This is a genomic window from Streptomyces sp. NPDC005784 (genome assembly GCF_042871525.1).
Classification (GTDB): domain Bacteria; phylum Actinomycetota; class Actinomycetes; order Streptomycetales; family Streptomycetaceae; genus Streptomyces.
Window position 1 is genome coordinate 327812 of sequence record NZ_JBIAIQ010000003.1, and the last position, 15340, is coordinate 343151.

Consider the following 15340-nt stretch of genomic DNA (forward strand, 5'->3'; position numbering starts at 1 on the left):
TACGCAGCCGAACCCGCCGACACCTCCCCTCGAGCCCCGTCATCGACCAAAGTCGGGCCGCTTCAGACTTTCGTGCGGCCGAGGCCCGACGCCCGGCGACTTCGGTCGGACATTCCTCGCCCCGCGGCCGATGTACTCGGGGGGTCCGCGGGGCGAGGGTCGTCCCATGAAGCGACTGCTGGAGGTGCTCGGTCTTGTCGCCCTCGTTCAGGACGTCCTCGGTCTGGTCCAGGAGATCACCGGCCGACCGCACGGGTGGGGACTCGTGCGGCGGCTCGGTTTCCTCGACGGTTACGAGATCTACGCGAGCGCCGCGCTTCTCGTACTGGCGTTCGCGCTGTTCGCGGCCGCGGAGAGCCGGAAGTCCGAGTAGACACGGACCGGACTTCCGGCGGCCGGGATCAGCAACCGAAGTTGATCAGTTTGAACGTGACGTAGTGGTCCGAGGTGTAGTAGTCCTCCAGGGTCTTCTTGCCGGTCACGATGCGACGGGCACCACGCGTCGAGGAGCCCGGCGTGATGACCGTGTACTCGTGGTAGTACCCGGTGGACTGGGAGGGCAGGACGCCCTCCCTGTTCTGGAAGACCACCCCGTCCTGCGAGTACGGGAAGGGGCCGCCCGAGTCGATCAGGTCGAGCGTGTCGTACGCCTGGGACGGCAGCGCGCTGTAACAGATGCCGCCGACGGCGGTAGCCGCCGCGTTGGCGGGAGCCACGGCGGTGCCGCCGACGAGCAGGGCGGACATGAGGGCCACGAGGGCGCCGATGCGGGTGGTTCGTGGGGGGAATCTCATGGAACTAGAATGACGCGCGTAGACCATGACATGTCAATGTCAAGGAAACCGATTTCTCCCGCCAAGTCCCATGAATTTTCCGGGAGTTAACTTGTCGCGTGGCGCCCTCACCCGGCCCCCACAAGTACCGCGACACCACCCACCAGGCGCGTCGCACGAGACGCCCACCGCCGAGCGCGATCCCTGTCGAAGGGCCCCACAGCGGCTCGGTGCCGGGGCGGTGCGGGCGGCGGGCGGCGGGCAGCGGGCGGCGGGCGGCGGGCGGCGGGCGGCGGGCGGCGGGCGGCGGGCGGCGGGCGATACGCCTAGTAGCTGCCGTACGTGGGGCGGCCCGCGCGCTCGTACGTGTGGATGGCGACACCCGCGCCGGTGGTCGTACCGCCGGCGTGCCGGAACGCGGTGGGGACGGCGCCCTCGGCGAAGAGGCGGCGGCCCGCGCCGAGCACGACGGGGAAGGTCATCAGGTGCAGGGTGTCGATCAGGTCGAGCGCGAACAGGGACTGGGCGAGCGCGGCGCTGCCGTGGACCTGCAGCTCGCCCTCGGTGCGCTCCTTGAGGGCGTTGACCTCCTTGTCGAGCTCACCGGTGATCACGGTCGTGCCCTCCCAGGCGGGCTCCGTGAGAGTCGAGGAGGGGACGTACTTCGGCAGCGAGTTCAGCTTGGAGGCGATCAGGTTGGCCGGGTCGGTGATCTTCGGCCAGTAGCCCGCGAAGATCTCGTACGTGCGCCTGCCCAGCAGAAAGGCGTCCACCCGGGAGAAGCCGTCGGTGACGAAGCGCCCGAAGTCCTCGTCGCCGTAGGGGACGCTCCAGCCGCCGTGGTCGAAGCCGCCGCTCGGGTCCTCCTCCGGACCGCCCGGCGCCTGGTGGACTCCGTCGAGAGTGACGAAAGCGGTGAGGGTGAGCTTGCCCATGACGGTGCCTGCTTCCTTGCAGTGGGGTCTGCTGTCATCAGGGCAGACTCCACCGGCGCCCGCAACTCATCGGTCCCGCGGCGGAGTCACCGGGCATCGGTCACCCGGCATCCGTCAGCGGTCCCGCGACCGGCTCACCCTGGGCCGGTCGAGGACTCGCCCCGCGTCGGCCGACGAGTCACCCCGCTTCGATCGGCCGACGGTTCACCCCGCGTCGGTCGAGAAGAGCCCGCCCGTCGGGCCCTGCTTGTCGCCGCCCTGGGCCTTTCTCAGGGCGTTGGCGAGGCTCTCGATGGTGAGGGACTGAAGGATCACCCGTCCGTTGCCCTCCAGGGTGGCCAGCGACAGGCCCTCGCCGCCGAAGACCGCGTTCATCAGCCCCTGCCGGTTGAGGCCTCCGATGCGCTGGACGCCGTATTGAATGCCCTCCTCGAAGGCGACGACACAGCCCGTGTCGACCTCGATGCGGCCGCCGAAGTCGGCCGGGTTCAGGTCGATGAAATTGCCCGCGCCCGCGATGATCACCGTGCCGTGCCCGGTGAACTTCTCCAGGACGAATCCCTCGCCGCCGCTGCGCCCGGTCCGGCCGCCCTGGAAGGCGATGCCGAACTGCACGGTCGATTCCGCGGCCACGAAGGCGTCCTTCTCGGCGAACCACGCGCGCGTGCCGTCGAGCTCCAGGGCGCGCATCTCACCGGGCAGCACGCCCGCGAAACCGACGGTGCCCTCACCGCCCGTCGACGTGAAGTACTGGAACGCCAGCGACTCGCCCGCGAGGGCGCGCTGGCCGGCCTGCATGGCGGTGCCCACGGCCTGGCGCAGCATGCCGCCCATGCCACCGCCTGCGCCCTGCTGACCTCCGCCACCGCCGCCCGACGGCCCGGAGAGCCGCGTCTCCATGGTCACGTTGGTCGTCTTGAACAGGAACTTTCCCGCTTCGCAGTACACGGTCTGGCCGAGGCTCAGGTTGACGACCGCCATCCGCATGGCGTTGCCGACGATTTCTTGCTGAAGAGTCACGCCGAAAGAACGCGGGAGACGGAGCAAAGAGTTCCAGCCCGTCGGGTGAGGCGCGGCGCCGGGCGAATTCGGCGTCCGTTCGCCGCCAGCGCCTGCCACGCGGGGCCGCTGGGATGGACGCATGACTTCTCAGGGAACCATGAACGGCAAGGTGGCCCTCGTGACCGGCGGCAGCCGGGGCATCGGGGCCGCGACGGCGCTGCGCCTCGCCCGGGAGGGTGCGGATGCGGCCATCACCTATGTGGGTGGCAAGGAGGCCGCGGAGGGCGTCGTACGGGGCATCGAGGCGATCGGACGCAGGGGGATCGCCCTGTGCGCGGACTCCTCGGAGGCGGCGGAGGCCGGTGGAGTGGTGGACCGGGTCGTCGCGGAGTTCGGGAGGCTCGATGTACTCGTCAACAACGTGGGGGTGGGCGTTCTGGGGCCGTTGGACTCACTGTCCCCGGCGGAGGTCGACCGGGTGCTCGCCGTCAATGTCCGGGGGGTCTTTCTGGCCTCCCGGTCGGCCGCGCCGCACCTCGGCGCGGGAGGGCGGATCATCACGATCGGCAGCTGCATGACACAGCGGGTACCCGGCCCCGGGGGGACGCTCTACGCCATGAGCAAGTCCGCGCTGATCGGCCTCACCAAGGCACTGGCCCGGGAACTGGGCGGCCGGGGGATCACCGCCAACATCGTCCATCCCGGCCCCATCGACACGGACATGAATCCGGCGGACGGTCCGTACGCACCGGACCAGACCGCGATGACCGCCCTCGGCCGCTTCGGCGCCGCCGACGAGGTCGCCTCGATGGTCGCGTATCTGGCGGGAAGCGAGGCGGGGTATGTGACGGGGGCGGAGTTCGCGGTGGACGGAGGCCACGCGGCGTAGCGCGGCACGTCACGCCCCGCACCCAACACCCGGAGCACCAGGACACGGGTGGTACCCGGCACAAGCCGGACCACGGCCCGTGGGGGCGCACCGGCAACGGCGCGCCCCCAGGAGACCGCACGACCCACAAGACCGCTGGAGCGCATTCCGCAAGACCGCGGGACTGCGGGACCGCCGGAGCGCGGGACCAGAGGGCCCAGGACCAGGACCAGGACCAGGACCAGAGCCGGAGCCGGAGCCGGAGCCGCAGGCCTCACGGCTCCGGATGGGGGCTCCGGAAGGGTCAGCCGCCCAGTTCCTGGTGGCGTGCCGTCAGGCGGGACGCGCCCTCGTCCGTCAGGGAGCCGAAGAGGCGCAGGCGGGAGATGCCGCCGTCCGGGAAGATGTCCACGCGCGCGTGGGTGCCGACGACGGGCGCCGTGAGGGTGAAGCGGTGGTTGGTGTCGGGCTGGAGGCGGGTTCGGGGCAGGATCTCCGTCCACTCGCCCGCGTCACCTTCGCCGCCTTCGCCGCCGTTCCTCACCGACACCGAGGCCCATCCGGCGCTGTTGCCCTTCAGGTACGCCGTGTCGATCTCGATGGCGCGGATCTCGGACTGGGCGACGAGCCGGTAGCGGATCCAGTCGTTGCCGTTGTCGCGGCGCCGGCGGGTCTCCCAGCCGTCGTCCATCTTGCGGGAGCGGCCCGGCTGGATGGTGTTGTCGGCGGGTGAGTAGAAGAGGTTGGAGGCGTCCTCGACCTGTCCGCCGTTCTCCAGGGCGACCACGTCGAAGGTGCCGAGGGCTGACAGCCAGCGCGGGTCGGGCACGACCTCGCCGTACACACGCAGTCGCGCGATGCCCCCGTCGGGGTGCTGGTTGACGCGGACGTGCGTGAAGCGCTGTTCGGCGGAGACGGCGAATCCGTTGGCCGCGTGACCGCCGACCGGCGTGCGCGGTACGAGGGCCGTCCACTTCACGTCGTCCGCGAGAAGTTCCTCGGGAGAGGGCGAACCGGGCACCGACGCGCCCTCGACCGACACCGCCTGGGGATAGTTGCCGCGGAAGTGGGCCGTGTCGACGACGATCCCGCGGATCACACCGGGGGCCCCGAGCCGTACCAGGGCCCAGTCGTGGTCCTCGGCGGTCGGCCACGGGTGCTCGGCCGAGGCGCCGCGGCGCCGTCGGGTCTCCCAGCCGTCCATGATCTTGCCCTTGTGGCCGAAGTGCTCGGGGTCGAACGCGGCTGCCCCGGCCACGAGGAGGTTCTCGCGCTCGGCGAAGAACTCGTCGTTGGCGGCGACGACCCCGGCACCGAGCTGCCGGTCGGCGAGGTTGACGTACCGGGTGAAGGGGAAGTCGGCGGTGCGGTAGTCCGCGTACGGGTCGCCTCCTCCATAGGGGTTCGCGTCTCCGGTGAAGGTGGCCGGAACGGGTGGGCGCTGCGCCGTCACGATGATCGATCTGCCTTTCGGGGGTCGGCCGTTGCGGGTGCGGATGCGGTGCGGGTGCCGGAGTGCGGTGCGGCGGTCGGTGTACGGATCGGTGATGCGGATGGGGTGCGGGGATCCGTGATGCGGATGGGGCGCGGGGATCAGTTAGGCGGACCAGCGTTGCGCGGATCAGATTTGTGCGGATCGGTGGCGGGAGACGGTGGTGGGCTTACGGGTGGCGGGTGAGGAGGTGTCCGGCGGGCTCGGCGAACCGGCCCTCGGACACGATGCGTTCGCCGCGCAGCCAGGTCGACTTCACGACGCCGCTGAGGGTCCTGCCCGCGTAGGCCGTCACCCGGTTGCGGTGCTGGAGCGCGGCGGGGTCGACGGTGAAGGTCTCGTCGGGGGCGAGCACCGCGAAGTCGGCGTCGCGGCCTGCCTCGATGGCTCCCTTGCGGTCGCCGAGGCCGACCAGTTCGGCCGTACGGGAGGACATCCAGCGGACCACGTCCTCCAGGCCGTGGCCGCGCCTGCGGGCCTCTGTCCAGACGGCGGACAGGCTCAGTTGAAGGCCGGAGATACCACCCCACGCGGTCGCGAAGTCGTCCGTCTTGAGGTCGGCGGTCGACGGCGAGTGGTCGGTGACCACGCAGTCGATCGTGCCGTCGGCCAGCGCCTGCCACAGCAGGTCCTGGTTGGCGGCCTCGCGGATGGGCGGGCAGCACTTGAACTCGCTGGCCCCGTCGGGGACTTCCTCGGCGGTCAGGGTGAGGTAGTGCGGGCAGGTCTCCACGGTGAGCCGGACGCCGTCGGCCTTCGCGGCGGCGATCAGCGGGAGCGCGTCGCTCGACGACAGGTGCAGTACGTGTACCCGCGCGTCGAGGCGCTTGGCCTGCGCGACGAGATTCGCGATGGCGGTGTCCTCGGCGTCGCGGGGCCGCGAGGCGAGGAAGTCGGCGTACTTGCGGCCGCCCTTCTGCGGGGCGTCGGCCAGGTGGTGCGGGTCCTCGGCGTGCACGATCAGCAGGCCGCCGAAGCCGGCGATCTCGGCGAGGGACCGGGCGAGCTGTTCCTGGTCGAGTTCGGGGAACTCGTCGACCCCGGAGGGCGACAGGAACGCCTTGAACCCGAAGACGCCGGCGTCGTACAGGGGGCGCAGGTCCTTGACGTTGTCGGGCAGCGCGCCGCCCCAGAATCCGACGTCGATGTGTGCCTTGGAGCGGGCGACCTCCTTCTTCGTACGGAGGTTGCCGACGGTCGTCGTCGGCGGGAGCGAGTTGAGCGGCATGTCGATCAGGGTGGTGATGCCGCCGGCGGCCGCGGCGCGCGTCGCGGTCCAGAAGCCCTCCCACTCGGTGCGGCCGGGGTCGTTCACATGGACGTGGGTGTCGACGAGGCCGGGCAGCAGGACGTCGTCGCCGAAGTCCTCGAACCGGGCACCGGACGGTACCTCGGCGTCGTACGGGAGCACGGCCGTGATCTTCCCCGCGGCGACCGCGACCGAAGCGGCGCGCGTCCCTTCGGGAGTGATGACGCGCGTCGAGCGCAGCACCAGTTCGACATCGGACACCCGGACCCCTCTCTCCGCAGCCGTTGACTCCCGCCATCGCCGGTTTACTTCCGCGTAACGGAATTCAACTTTCTGTTGAAGAAGTCTTCACTCCGACCCTCTCTCCGTCAAGGGTTCACCGCTCCAGGCTCCCTCGATCCGCCCCACTCGCGCCCCCGACCTGCCCGACTCTGGAGGTTTCCACAAGACGAGATCCGACTTCCGGCAGGCAGAATGTAGTGATGCACAACCCGGCAGTCGATCGACTGCCGGGTAGGCTGCGTTCCTGCCCGCCCGCCCGAAAGGACCGCCGTCGTGCCGTCGTCCAGCGCCAGCACCACCGACGCCGCCAAATCATCCGCTCCCAGTGGCGGCGTCCAGTCCCTCGAGCGCGCCTTCGATCTGCTGGAGCGCATGGCGGACGCCGGGGGCGAGGTCGGCCTGAGCGAGCTCTCCGCGAGCAGCGGGTTGCCGCTGCCCACCATTCACCGGCTGATGCGCACCCTGGTGGCCTGCGGATACGTACGCCAGCAGACCAACCGCAGGTACGCGCTCGGTCCCCGTCTGATCCGCCTCGGCGAGTCCGCCTCCCGGCTGCTCGGCACCTGGGCCCGCCCCTACCTGGCGCGCCTGGTCGAGGAGACCGGGGAGACCGCGAACATGGCGCTGCTCGACGGGGACGAGATCGTCTACGTCGCCCAGGTGCCGTCCAAGCACTCCATGCGCATGTTCACCGAGGTGGGCCGCCGGGTGCTGCCGCACTCCACCGGCGTCGGCAAGGCGCTGCTGGCCCACACCCCGGACGACGAGGTGCGCGCGCTGCTCTCCCGTACCGGGATGCCGGCCGCGACGGAGAAGACGATCATCACGCCGGACGGCTTCCTCGCCGCGCTCGAAGAGGTGCGCAGGACCGGCTACGCGGTCGACGACAACGAGCAGGAGATCGGCGTCCGCTGCCTGGCCGTCTCCGTGCCCGACTCCCCGACCGCCGCCGCGATCTCGATCTCCGGTCCGGCCGGCCGGGTCACCGAGGCCGCCACCGAGAAGATCGTGCCGGTGCTCCAGCAGGTCGCGGCCGAGCTGTCGGAGGCCCTGGCCAGTTCGGGTCCGGGCGCCAACTGACCTGAGCCCCGCCCCACGGCGCGCGCTCACCCGCCCCGGCGTCGTCCCAGTCCGGCCCCTAGGCTCCGACGGGTGCCTCCAGGCGCCCGTCCGTCATCTCCCGCACCGCGTCCGCCTCGCCGAGGTGGGCGCGGTCGTGTGTCACGAGGACGGTCGCCGTGGCGCGTTCACGGGTGAGCCGGACCAGCAGGTCGAGCACCGCCGTGCCGCGTTCGTGGTCGAGGGCGCTGGTCGGCTCGTCGACCAGGAGCACCGACGGCTCGTTGACCAAAGCGCGAGCGATGTTCACCCGCTGCCGCTGACCGCCGGAGAGCTGGTGGGGGCGCCGGTGCGCCAGGTCGCCGAGTCCAACTGCGGCGAGCAACTCCCTTGACCGGTCCGCCACTTGGCGGCGTCCGTCCAGGTGACCCATCACCTGGAGCTGCTCCAGCGCGGTCAGCGAGGGCAGCAGGTTCGGCTGCTGGAACACGATCCCGATCTCGCGCCGCCGCAACGCGGCCCGCTCGGCGGAGGTCAGCGTCCCCGTCTCCGTACCGCCGACGAGAACGCGCCCGCGGTCCGGGGTGACCAGGGTGGCCGCGACCGCGAGGAGGCTGGACTTGCCGGATCCGGAGGGGCCGACGACGGCCGTCATGGTCCCGGCCGGCACCAGGAGGCCGACACCGTCCAGGGCGGTCAGACGGCCGTCGCCGTCCGGGTAGGTAAGGGTGATGTCGTCAAGGAACAGGCTCATGCGGCACTCTCTCGTGGGTCGGTCCGGCACTTCGGTGCACCCTCGCGGGCCACTCCTTGGCGCCCTCACCGGGCACTCCTTGGTGCCCTCATCGGGCACTCCTTGGTGCCCTCATCGGGCACTCCTTGGTGCCCTCATCGGGCACTCCTTGGTGCCCTCATCGGGCACTCCCGGCACCTTCATCGGCTCATCGGGCACTCCCGGCGCCTTCATCGGGTAATCCCTGGCATCCGCCATCGGGCACCCCCGGCGCCTTCATGCGGCAATCCCCGGCACCCGCCATCGGGCACCCCTGCCACCCCTCATCGGGCACCCCCGGCGCCTTCATCCGGCAATCCCTGACACCAGTCACAGGGCACCCCCGGCACCCTTCATCGGGCACTCCCCGGGCACCCTCATCTGGTACTCCCGGCGCCTTCATCGGGCGCTTCCCAGCGCGGTGAGCGGGTCGACGGTGGTGATCCGCCGGATGGACAGGCCCGCGCCGAGCGCCCCGAGGGCGATCATCACGGCGGCGGGTCCGAGCACGGTCGGCCCGTCCAGCACGAACGGCACGTCGCCGCCCCGCACGAGTACGCCGGCTCCGGCGGCGAGCCCGGTACCGAGCAGCGTCCCGACGGCGAGCATGAGCACCGCCTGTCCGAGCGCGTCCCGCAGCAGGTACGGCGTGGAGGCGCCCAGCGCCTTCAGGACGGCGATGTCGGGCGACCGCTGGATCGTCCAGACCGTGAAGAACGCCCCTATGACGAGCGCCGAGATGACGAAGAGGAATCCGCGCATGAGCTGGAGGGAGCCGTTCTCGGCCCGGTAGGAGCCGATGGCGGTGAGGGCGTCGTCCCTGGTGAGGGTCTTCGTCCCGGCCGCACGGTCGGCCGCCGGCAGGTCGGCACCGCCGGTCCGCAGCGCGAGCACGGTCGCCGGACCGGAGAGGTCGGTCCACACGACAGGGGTGTGGCTGTACGAGGCATGGCCCGCCACGGCCGCGACGGTCAGCCCGGTGCCGCCGAGCCGCACCCGGTCCCCGGGCTTCACATCGAGCGCGGCGGCGGCCTTCTCGGAGAGCACGACACGGCCCGGGGCGACCCCGGCCGGGGCGATCCCGGAGCCCGGCCGCACGGCGAAGGTGGACACCGCGGCCGTACGGTTCCCGGCGGCCGCGTTCAGGGTGCGGATGCCGACGGGCTCGGCCGAGGTGACGCCCGGCCTGTCGGCCCAGGTTCCCCGCGCACGAGCGGGCACCTCCGAGCCGGTGAAGGACACCGACTGCCCCGCGGGTGGCGCGGCGAAGGCGAGGTGGTCGGCGGGCAGCCCGGTGACGGCCGAGGTGTTCTCCTCGGCGAGCCCGGCGGTGAGCCCGGACAGCAGCCCCACGAGCAGGGTGATCAGTACGACCACGGCTCCCATGAGGGTGAACCGCCCCTTGGCGAACCGTAGATCTCTCCATGCGACGAACATGCCTCAACCCTGCTGCCCGGACCGCGTCCGGGGCATCGCGCCACGGCATGGTTCACCCGCGCCGAAAGAGGGGCGCGCGCGTCACCGGGAGACGGACCGGCCGGAACCGGAGGAACGAAGGTCCCCCGGACGCGCGAGGGAGGCCGCGCCGACAAAGGAGGCGGCCCGCTTTCAACCTTTCGGTTGACCGGGGCCGGCCCCGACCCGCCTACCCTGGAACGACCATGAATGTCCGCCGCCACTCCCCCGTCGTCGCCACCCTGCGCCTGTGCCTGTACGTCCTGCTCGCGGGGCTTCTCCTGCTGGCCGCCCTCCGTGCCGGGGACAGCGGGCACCCGACGGCGGTCGTCCTGTCGGTCCTCGTCACCGGCGCGGTGCTCGTGGCGGGCGCCGTCGGCCCGGCGGTGCACCGCTCACGGCGTGCGGCGGCGGTATGGGTGGCCGCCCTGAGCGCGAGCTGGCTGGTGCTGGTCACGCTCTCACCGGACGGAGTCTGGGTGGCGTTCCCGCTCTACTTCCTGCAGCTGCACCTGCTGCCGGTGCGCTGGAGCCTGCCCGCGGTCGCCCTGACCGCCGGAGCGGCCATCGCGAGCTTCGTGGCGCACGGCGCGCCACTCACACCCGGCGCGTTCATCGGCCCGCTGCTCGGGGCGGCGGTCGCTGTCGCCACGGTCCTCGGGTACGAGGCGCTGTACCGGGAGAGTGAGCGCCGCCGCGAGCTGATCGAGGAGCTCATCGCCGCCCGCGCCGAGCTGGCCGAGGCCGAGCGCGCCGCGGGCACGCTCGCCGAACGGGAGCGGCTCGCCCGCGAGATCCACGACACGCTCGCCCAGGGCCTCTCCAGCATCCAGCTCCTGCTGCGCGCCGCCCAGCGTCTGCTGCCCGCGGACTCCCCGGCCGCCCCGCATCTGGAGCAGGCCCGCGCCACCGCCCAGGACAACCTCGCCGAGGCCCGCCGCTTCGTCCGCGCCCTCACCCCTCCCGACCTGGAACACGGCTCGCTGGCCGCCGCGCTGGAACGGCTGTGCCGGTCGGCCGCCGTGGACACGCCGAAGATCCGCTTCTCGGTGAGCGGCCGGCCGGCCGAGCTTCCGACCCCGTACGAGGTGGCGCTGCTGCGGATCGCCCAGTCGGCGCTCGGCAACACGCTGCGCCACGCGCGCGCCGACCGCGCGGAGATCACGCTCAGCTTCATGGACACCTCGGTCGCCCTGGACGTGGTCGACGACGGTGTCGGCTTCGCCCCCGGCGGCGTGCGGCCGGACGGGGACCGTACGGAAGCGGACCAGGCGGACGGGGGCTTCGGTCTTCCCGCGATGCGCTCGCGGGCGGAGTCGCTGGGCGGGACGTTCACCGTCGAGTCGGCGCCCGGACAGGGCACGGCGGTGGCGGTCACGCTGCCGCTGCCCGTCACAGGGGAGCCACCGGAGACGGTGTCCCTGGACGCCGAACGGCTTCCCCTGCCGCAGGCCGCAGGGAGCCGGACGTGACCATCCGCCTGCTGCTCGCGGACGACCATCCCGTCGTCCGCGCCGGACTGCGCGCCGTACTGTCCGCGGAGCCGGAGTTCGAGATCGTCGCGGAGACGCCGACGGCAGAGGCCGCGGTGGAGCGCGCCGGGGCGGGCGGTGTGGACGTCGTCCTCATGGACCTCCAGTTCGGCCCCGGGATGCACGGAGCGGAGGCCACGGCGGCCATCACGGCACGCCCCGGCGCGCCCCGGGTCCTCGTCCTCACCACGTACGACACCGACGCGGACATCCTCGCCGCGGTCGAGGCGGGCGCCTCCGGCTACCTCCTCAAGGACGCCCCTCCCGAGGAGCTCTCCGCCGCCGTGCGCACCGCCGCCTCGGGTCACTCGGCGCTCGCCCCGAAGGTCGCCGATCGCCTCATGGACCGGATGCGCACTCCCGCCGCCGCCCTCAGCCGTCGCGAGCTGGAAGTCCTCGAACTGGTCAAGGACGGTCTCTCGAACCTGCAGATCAGCAAGAAGCTGTTCCTGAGCCAGGCGACCGTGAAGTCCCATCTGGTGCACATCTACGCGAAGTTGGGCGTGGACTCCCGCACCTCGGCGGTGGCGGCTGCCACCGAGCGGGGAGTCATCCGCAGACGGGGCTGAGCCGGGCCGGGCGTGGACAGGACGGGAGGGTTCGGCACGGTCACCGCCGGGTTCTCACGGTCACCGGTTCGGCGCGGTCACCGCCCGGTTCGGCACGGTCACCGCCGGGTTCTCACGGTCACCGGTTCGGCGCGGTCACCGCCCGGTTCGGCACGGTGTTCTCCGACGCGATTACCGCAGGGTTCGACGCGAAGTTCCCGAGGCGACTACCGCAGGGTTCGACGCGAAGTTCCCGAGGCGACTACCGCAGGGTTCGACGCGGGGGTTCTCCGAAGAGTTCGACCGCGTCGCGGACGTCCGCGAGGCGGGTCGCGAGGGCGCTCACCGAGCCGATCGCGCCCGCGACCAGGAGGAGCGAGCGGCGCAGCCGGGGGATCTCCGGGATGCCTCCGGCGGCCATCGCGGCGAGCGCCGCGAGCTCGTCCTCGGCGATGCCACGGTCGGGGAACTCGGCCGGATGCGCGGCGAGTTCACGGCGCAGCCGGGAGACGGCGGTGCGTAACTCCGCCACCCTCGGATCCTCGTCGCTGCCGGTCACTGACCTCTGCCCCAAGCTCCGCAACACAGCTCTCCCCCTCGCGCGCCGTTCTGCGTCGGTCCCTCTTACGGCGGCCTCAAGTCGGCCCGAGCTCCCCGTGGCGGTGGTCGGGCGCCGGGGGACGCGGGCCAGTAAACGCCACCCGGTGCGCCGGGCGCCACCGCCCGGACCGAAATTCAGCCCGGGGACATCGGGGTTGACGGCCCGGGTTCCGGGGCGTGCTCCGGCCGGGTCGGGTATGCAGGGGAGATGACGGTGAACAAGGACGAGGTGGCGGGGCTGTTGCTGGCGGCCGGAGGCGGACGGCGTCTCGGGGGTCGCCCCAAGGCACTCCTGCCCCACCGAGGACGGCCACTCGTCGAACATGCGGTCGGGGTGTTGCGCGCCGGCGGCTGCACCCGCGTCCATGTCGTCCTCGGCGCGGGTGCGGATGCCGTACGGGATCAGGCGTCGCTGGCCGGGTGCGTCCTCGTGGACAACCCGCGATGGGAGGAGGGCATGGGCTCCTCGCTGCGGGCGGGGCTCGACTCGCTGGCCGACTCGGGGGCACGGGCCGCGCTGGTGTCGCTGGTCGACCAGCCGGGAATCGGCCGGGAAGCGGTCGCCCGGGTGCTCGCCGCGTACGCCTCCCCGCTGACGCTCGCCGCGGCGGCCTACGACGGGGAACGCGGCCATCCGGTGCTCTTCGGGGCCGGTCACTGGGCCGGGATCGCGGCGACCGCCACCGGCGACCGGGGGGCGCGCGCCTATCTGAAGGCCCACGAGGACGCGATCACCCTCGTGGAGTGCGGGGATGTGGCGCGGGCCTACGACATCGACACGGAGGCCGACCTGGTCCACCTTGAGTGAGCGGGGTGGCACCGAGCGCCACCTTCTGTCGACCCGGAGAATCTCGACATCAACAAACCATTGAACTTCCACCATGAGGAAATTAGTATCCACTGCTCAGAAGTGCCCCCGTCGGGTCGAGGGCGCCCTGCGCCGTCCCCGCGTGCCACGGCACCGGGTGCCAGGCGCGGTGACGCCGCACGTGGTTGGCTCGCATGGCCCTGTGCAGCCCGCCCGCAGTTCGCCCGTATGCAGCTCGCCCGCACATAGCTCGCTGAAGGAAGTGACAGCCCATGTCCGCACCAGCGCCGTCCCCGCTGGCCATCGTCGACGCCGAGCCCCTGCCCCGGCAGGAGGAGGTCCTCACCGACTCGGCCCTCGCCTTCGTGGCCGAACTGCACCGGCTGTTCACGCCCCGGCGTGACGAGCTCCTCGCCCGCCGCGCGGAGCGCCGCGCCGAGATCGCCCGCACCTCCACGCTCGATTTCCTCCCGGAGACCGCCGCGATCCGCGCGGACGACTCCTGGAGGGTGGCCCCCGCTCCGGCCGCGCTGAACGATCGCCGTGTCGAGATCACCGGCCCCACCGACCGCAAGATGACGATCAACGCCCTCAACTCCGGCGCCCGGGTGTGGCTCGCGGACTTCGAGGACGCCTCGGCGCCCACCTGGGAGAACGTGGTCCTCGGTCAGCTGAACCTGATCGACGCGTACACCCGCAGCATCGACTTCACCGACCCGGGCTCCGGCAAGTCGTACGCCCTCGGACCGGACGACGAGCTCGCGACGGTCGTGATGCGGCCGCGCGGCTGGCATCTGCACGAGCGTCACCTCGTCGCCGCCGACGGCACGCCCGTGCCCGGCGCGCTGGTCGACTTCGGCCTGTACTTCTTCCACAACGCCCAGCGGCTCCTCGACCTCGGCAAGGGCCCGTACTTCTACCTGCCGAAGACGGAGTCCCACCTCGAAGCCCGCCTGTGGAACGACGTGTTCGTCTTCGCGCAGGACTACGTCGGCATCCCGCAGGGCACGGTCCGCGCGACCGTCCTGATCGAGACGATCACGGCCGCGTACGAGATGGACGAGATCCTCTACGAACTCCGCGACCACGCCTCCGGGTTGAACGCGGGTCGCTGGGACTACCTCTTCTCCATCGTCAAGAACTTCCGTGACGGCGGTACCAAGTTCGTCCTGCCGGACCGCAACGCGGTGACGATGACGGCCCCGTTCATGCGCGCGTACACCGAACTCCTCGTCCGCACCTGCCACAAGCGTTGCGCTCACGCGATCGGCGGCATGGCCGCGTTCATCCCCTCGCGGCGCGACGAAGAGGTCAACAAGGTCGCCTTCGAGAAGGTCAAGGCCGACAAGGACCGTGAGGCGGGCGACGGCTTCGACGGCTCGTGGGTGGCCCACCCCGACCTCGTCCCGATCGCGATGGCCTCCTTCGACGCCGTCCTCGGCGAGCGGCCGAACCAGAAGGACCGGCTGCGCGAGGACGTGTCGGTCGCGCCCGGCGACCTCATCGCCGTGGACTCGCTCGACGCCCGGCCGACGTACGACGGTCTGGTCAACGCCGTGCAGGTCGGCATCCGTTACATCGAGGCCTGGCTGCGCGGGCTCGGCGCGGTCGCCATCTTCAACCTCATGGAGGACGCCGCCACCGCCGAGATCTCGCGCTCGCAGATCTGGCAGTGGATCAACGCCGGTGTCGTCTTCGAGCACGACGGCCGGACCGTGGCGGTCACCCCGGAGCTGACCCGTGAGATCGCCGCGCGGGAACTCGCGGACATCCGCGCCGAGATCGGCGAGGAGGCCTTCGCGGCCGGCCGCTGGCAGCAGGCGCACGACCTGCTCCTGACGGTCGCGCTGGACGAGGACTACGCGGACTTCCTGACGCTGCCCGCGTACGAGCAACTGGCCGGCTGACCCGGCGGCGGTCGGTCGGCAGCCCCGGTCTCGTGCTCCGGTCAGGTCCGTCCGTCCG

Annotated in this window: 15 protein-coding genes; 7 read left to right on the top strand and 8 right to left on the bottom strand. The window is 71.7% G+C overall.

Features of this window, described 5'->3' with window-relative positions; translation table 11 throughout:
* Positions 1-166 precede the first annotated feature (166 nt).
* The gene (locus tag ACFYR3_RS06910; RefSeq protein WP_389281842.1) at positions 167-373 is read left to right on the top strand and encodes a hypothetical protein; all 207 of its coding nucleotides are present in this window, start codon (positions 167-169) and stop codon (positions 371-373) included.
* A gap of 28 nt (positions 374-401) precedes the next feature.
* Here ACFYR3_RS06910 and ACFYR3_RS06915 read toward each other — a convergent pair whose 3' ends face one another.
* The 3 genes from ACFYR3_RS06915 to ACFYR3_RS06925 form a co-directional block, all read right to left on the bottom strand.
* Positions 402-794, bottom strand: coding sequence for a ribonuclease domain-containing protein (locus ACFYR3_RS06915; protein WP_356786379.1), 393 nt, complete (start codon positions 792-794; stop codon positions 402-404).
* Between the two features lie 305 nt (positions 795-1099).
* On the bottom strand, positions 1100-1708 hold the full coding sequence (locus ACFYR3_RS06920; protein WP_355840196.1) for a dihydrofolate reductase family protein: 609 nt from the start codon (positions 1706-1708) through the stop codon (positions 1100-1102).
* A 204-nt stretch (positions 1709-1912) separates the two neighbouring features.
* On the bottom strand, positions 1913-2728 hold the full coding sequence (locus ACFYR3_RS06925; protein WP_389281845.1) for an AIM24 family protein: 816 nt from the start codon (positions 2726-2728) through the stop codon (positions 1913-1915).
* A gap of 121 nt (positions 2729-2849) precedes the next feature.
* Here ACFYR3_RS06925 and ACFYR3_RS06930 point away from each other — a divergent pair, with 121 nt between their 5' ends.
* Entirely contained in the window at positions 2850-3599 is a 750-nt protein-coding gene (locus ACFYR3_RS06930; RefSeq protein WP_389281847.1) for an SDR family oxidoreductase, read from the top strand.
* A 283-nt stretch (positions 3600-3882) separates the two neighbouring features.
* Here ACFYR3_RS06930 and alc read toward each other — a convergent pair whose 3' ends face one another.
* On the bottom strand, positions 3883-5031 hold the full coding sequence (alc, locus tag ACFYR3_RS06935; RefSeq protein ID WP_355840193.1) for an allantoicase: 1149 nt from the start codon (positions 5029-5031) through the stop codon (positions 3883-3885).
* 208 nt (positions 5032-5239) lie between these two features.
* Positions 5240-6580: an allantoinase AllB gene (allB, locus tag ACFYR3_RS06940; RefSeq protein WP_355840192.1), complete on the bottom strand. Its 1341-nt coding sequence runs from the start codon at positions 6578-6580 to the stop codon at positions 5240-5242.
* A 294-nt stretch (positions 6581-6874) separates the two neighbouring features.
* Between allB and ACFYR3_RS06945 the strand changes: the two genes are divergently transcribed.
* Positions 6875-7681 carry an IclR family transcriptional regulator gene (locus tag ACFYR3_RS06945; RefSeq protein ID WP_355840191.1) on the top strand — a complete coding sequence of 269 codons (807 nt, stop codon included), beginning with the start codon at positions 6875-6877 and terminating at the stop codon, positions 7679-7681.
* Between the two features lie 58 nt (positions 7682-7739).
* On the opposite strand, the gene ACFYR3_RS06950 is transcribed toward ACFYR3_RS06945, so the two are convergent.
* Together ACFYR3_RS06950 and ACFYR3_RS06955 are read right to left on the bottom strand one after the other, a co-directional pair.
* Positions 7740-8414 (bottom strand): ABC transporter ATP-binding protein, encoded by a 675-nt coding sequence (locus tag ACFYR3_RS06950; RefSeq protein ID WP_355840190.1) that lies wholly within the window; start codon positions 8412-8414, stop codon positions 7740-7742.
* A gap of 417 nt (positions 8415-8831) precedes the next feature.
* A complete protein-coding gene (locus ACFYR3_RS06955) occupies positions 8832-9869 on the bottom strand; it encodes an ABC transporter permease (RefSeq protein WP_355840189.1) in 1038 nt (345 codons plus the stop codon).
* A gap of 224 nt (positions 9870-10093) precedes the next feature.
* Here ACFYR3_RS06955 and ACFYR3_RS06960 point away from each other — a divergent pair, with 224 nt between their 5' ends.
* Both ACFYR3_RS06960 and ACFYR3_RS06965 read left to right on the top strand, forming a co-directional pair.
* Complete coding sequence (locus tag ACFYR3_RS06960; RefSeq protein WP_389281851.1) at positions 10094-11359, top strand: sensor histidine kinase; 1266 nt, start codon at positions 10094-10096, stop codon at positions 11357-11359.
* On the top strand, positions 11356-11988 hold the full coding sequence (locus tag ACFYR3_RS06965) for a response regulator transcription factor (RefSeq protein WP_355840187.1): 633 nt from the start codon (positions 11356-11358) through the stop codon (positions 11986-11988). The genes ACFYR3_RS06960 and ACFYR3_RS06965 overlap by 4 nt, the downstream gene beginning before the upstream one ends.
* 241 nt (positions 11989-12229) lie before the next feature.
* Here ACFYR3_RS06965 and ACFYR3_RS06970 read toward each other — a convergent pair whose 3' ends face one another.
* Positions 12230-12553, bottom strand: a complete 324-nt coding sequence (locus ACFYR3_RS06970; protein ID WP_355840186.1) for a DUF5955 family protein — start codon at positions 12551-12553, stop codon at positions 12230-12232.
* A 222-nt stretch (positions 12554-12775) separates the two neighbouring features.
* Between ACFYR3_RS06970 and ACFYR3_RS06975 the strand changes: the two genes are divergently transcribed.
* On the top strand, positions 12776-13375 hold the full coding sequence (locus ACFYR3_RS06975; protein WP_355840185.1) for a nucleotidyltransferase family protein: 600 nt from the start codon (positions 12776-12778) through the stop codon (positions 13373-13375).
* A 272-nt stretch (positions 13376-13647) separates the two neighbouring features.
* Entirely contained in the window at positions 13648-15282 is a 1635-nt protein-coding gene (gene aceB, locus ACFYR3_RS06980) for a malate synthase A (RefSeq protein WP_389281854.1), read from the top strand.
* The last annotated feature ends 58 nt before the right edge of the window (positions 15283-15340 follow it).

Bases quoted from the DNA above. Each gene is read 5' to 3' on its own strand.
- aceB (WP_389281854.1), top strand. From the start codon at position 13,648: ATGTCCGCACCAGCGCCGTCCCCGCTGGCCATCGTCGACGCCGAGCCC.
- ACFYR3_RS06960 (WP_389281851.1), top strand. From the start codon at position 10,094: ATGAATGTCCGCCGCCACTCCCCCGTCGTCGCCACCCTGCGCCTGTGC.
- ACFYR3_RS06930 (WP_389281847.1), top strand. From the start codon at position 2,850: ATGACTTCTCAGGGAACCATGAACGGCAAGGTGGCCCTCGTGACCGGC.
- ACFYR3_RS06955 (WP_355840189.1), bottom strand. From the start codon at position 9,869: ATGTTCGTCGCATGGAGAGATCTACGGTTCGCCAAGGGGCGGTTCACC.
- ACFYR3_RS06950 (WP_355840190.1), bottom strand. From the start codon at position 8,414: ATGAGCCTGTTCCTTGACGACATCACCCTTACCTACCCGGACGGCGAC.
- ACFYR3_RS06920 (WP_355840196.1), bottom strand. From the start codon at position 1,708: ATGGGCAAGCTCACCCTCACCGCTTTCGTCACTCTCGACGGAGTCCAC.
- ACFYR3_RS06910 (WP_389281842.1), top strand. From the start codon at position 167: ATGAAGCGACTGCTGGAGGTGCTCGGTCTTGTCGCCCTCGTTCAGGAC.
- ACFYR3_RS06915 (WP_356786379.1), bottom strand. From the start codon at position 794: ATGAGATTCCCCCCACGAACCACCCGCATCGGCGCCCTCGTGGCCCTC.
- ACFYR3_RS06975 (WP_355840185.1), top strand. From the start codon at position 12,776: ATGACGGTGAACAAGGACGAGGTGGCGGGGCTGTTGCTGGCGGCCGGA.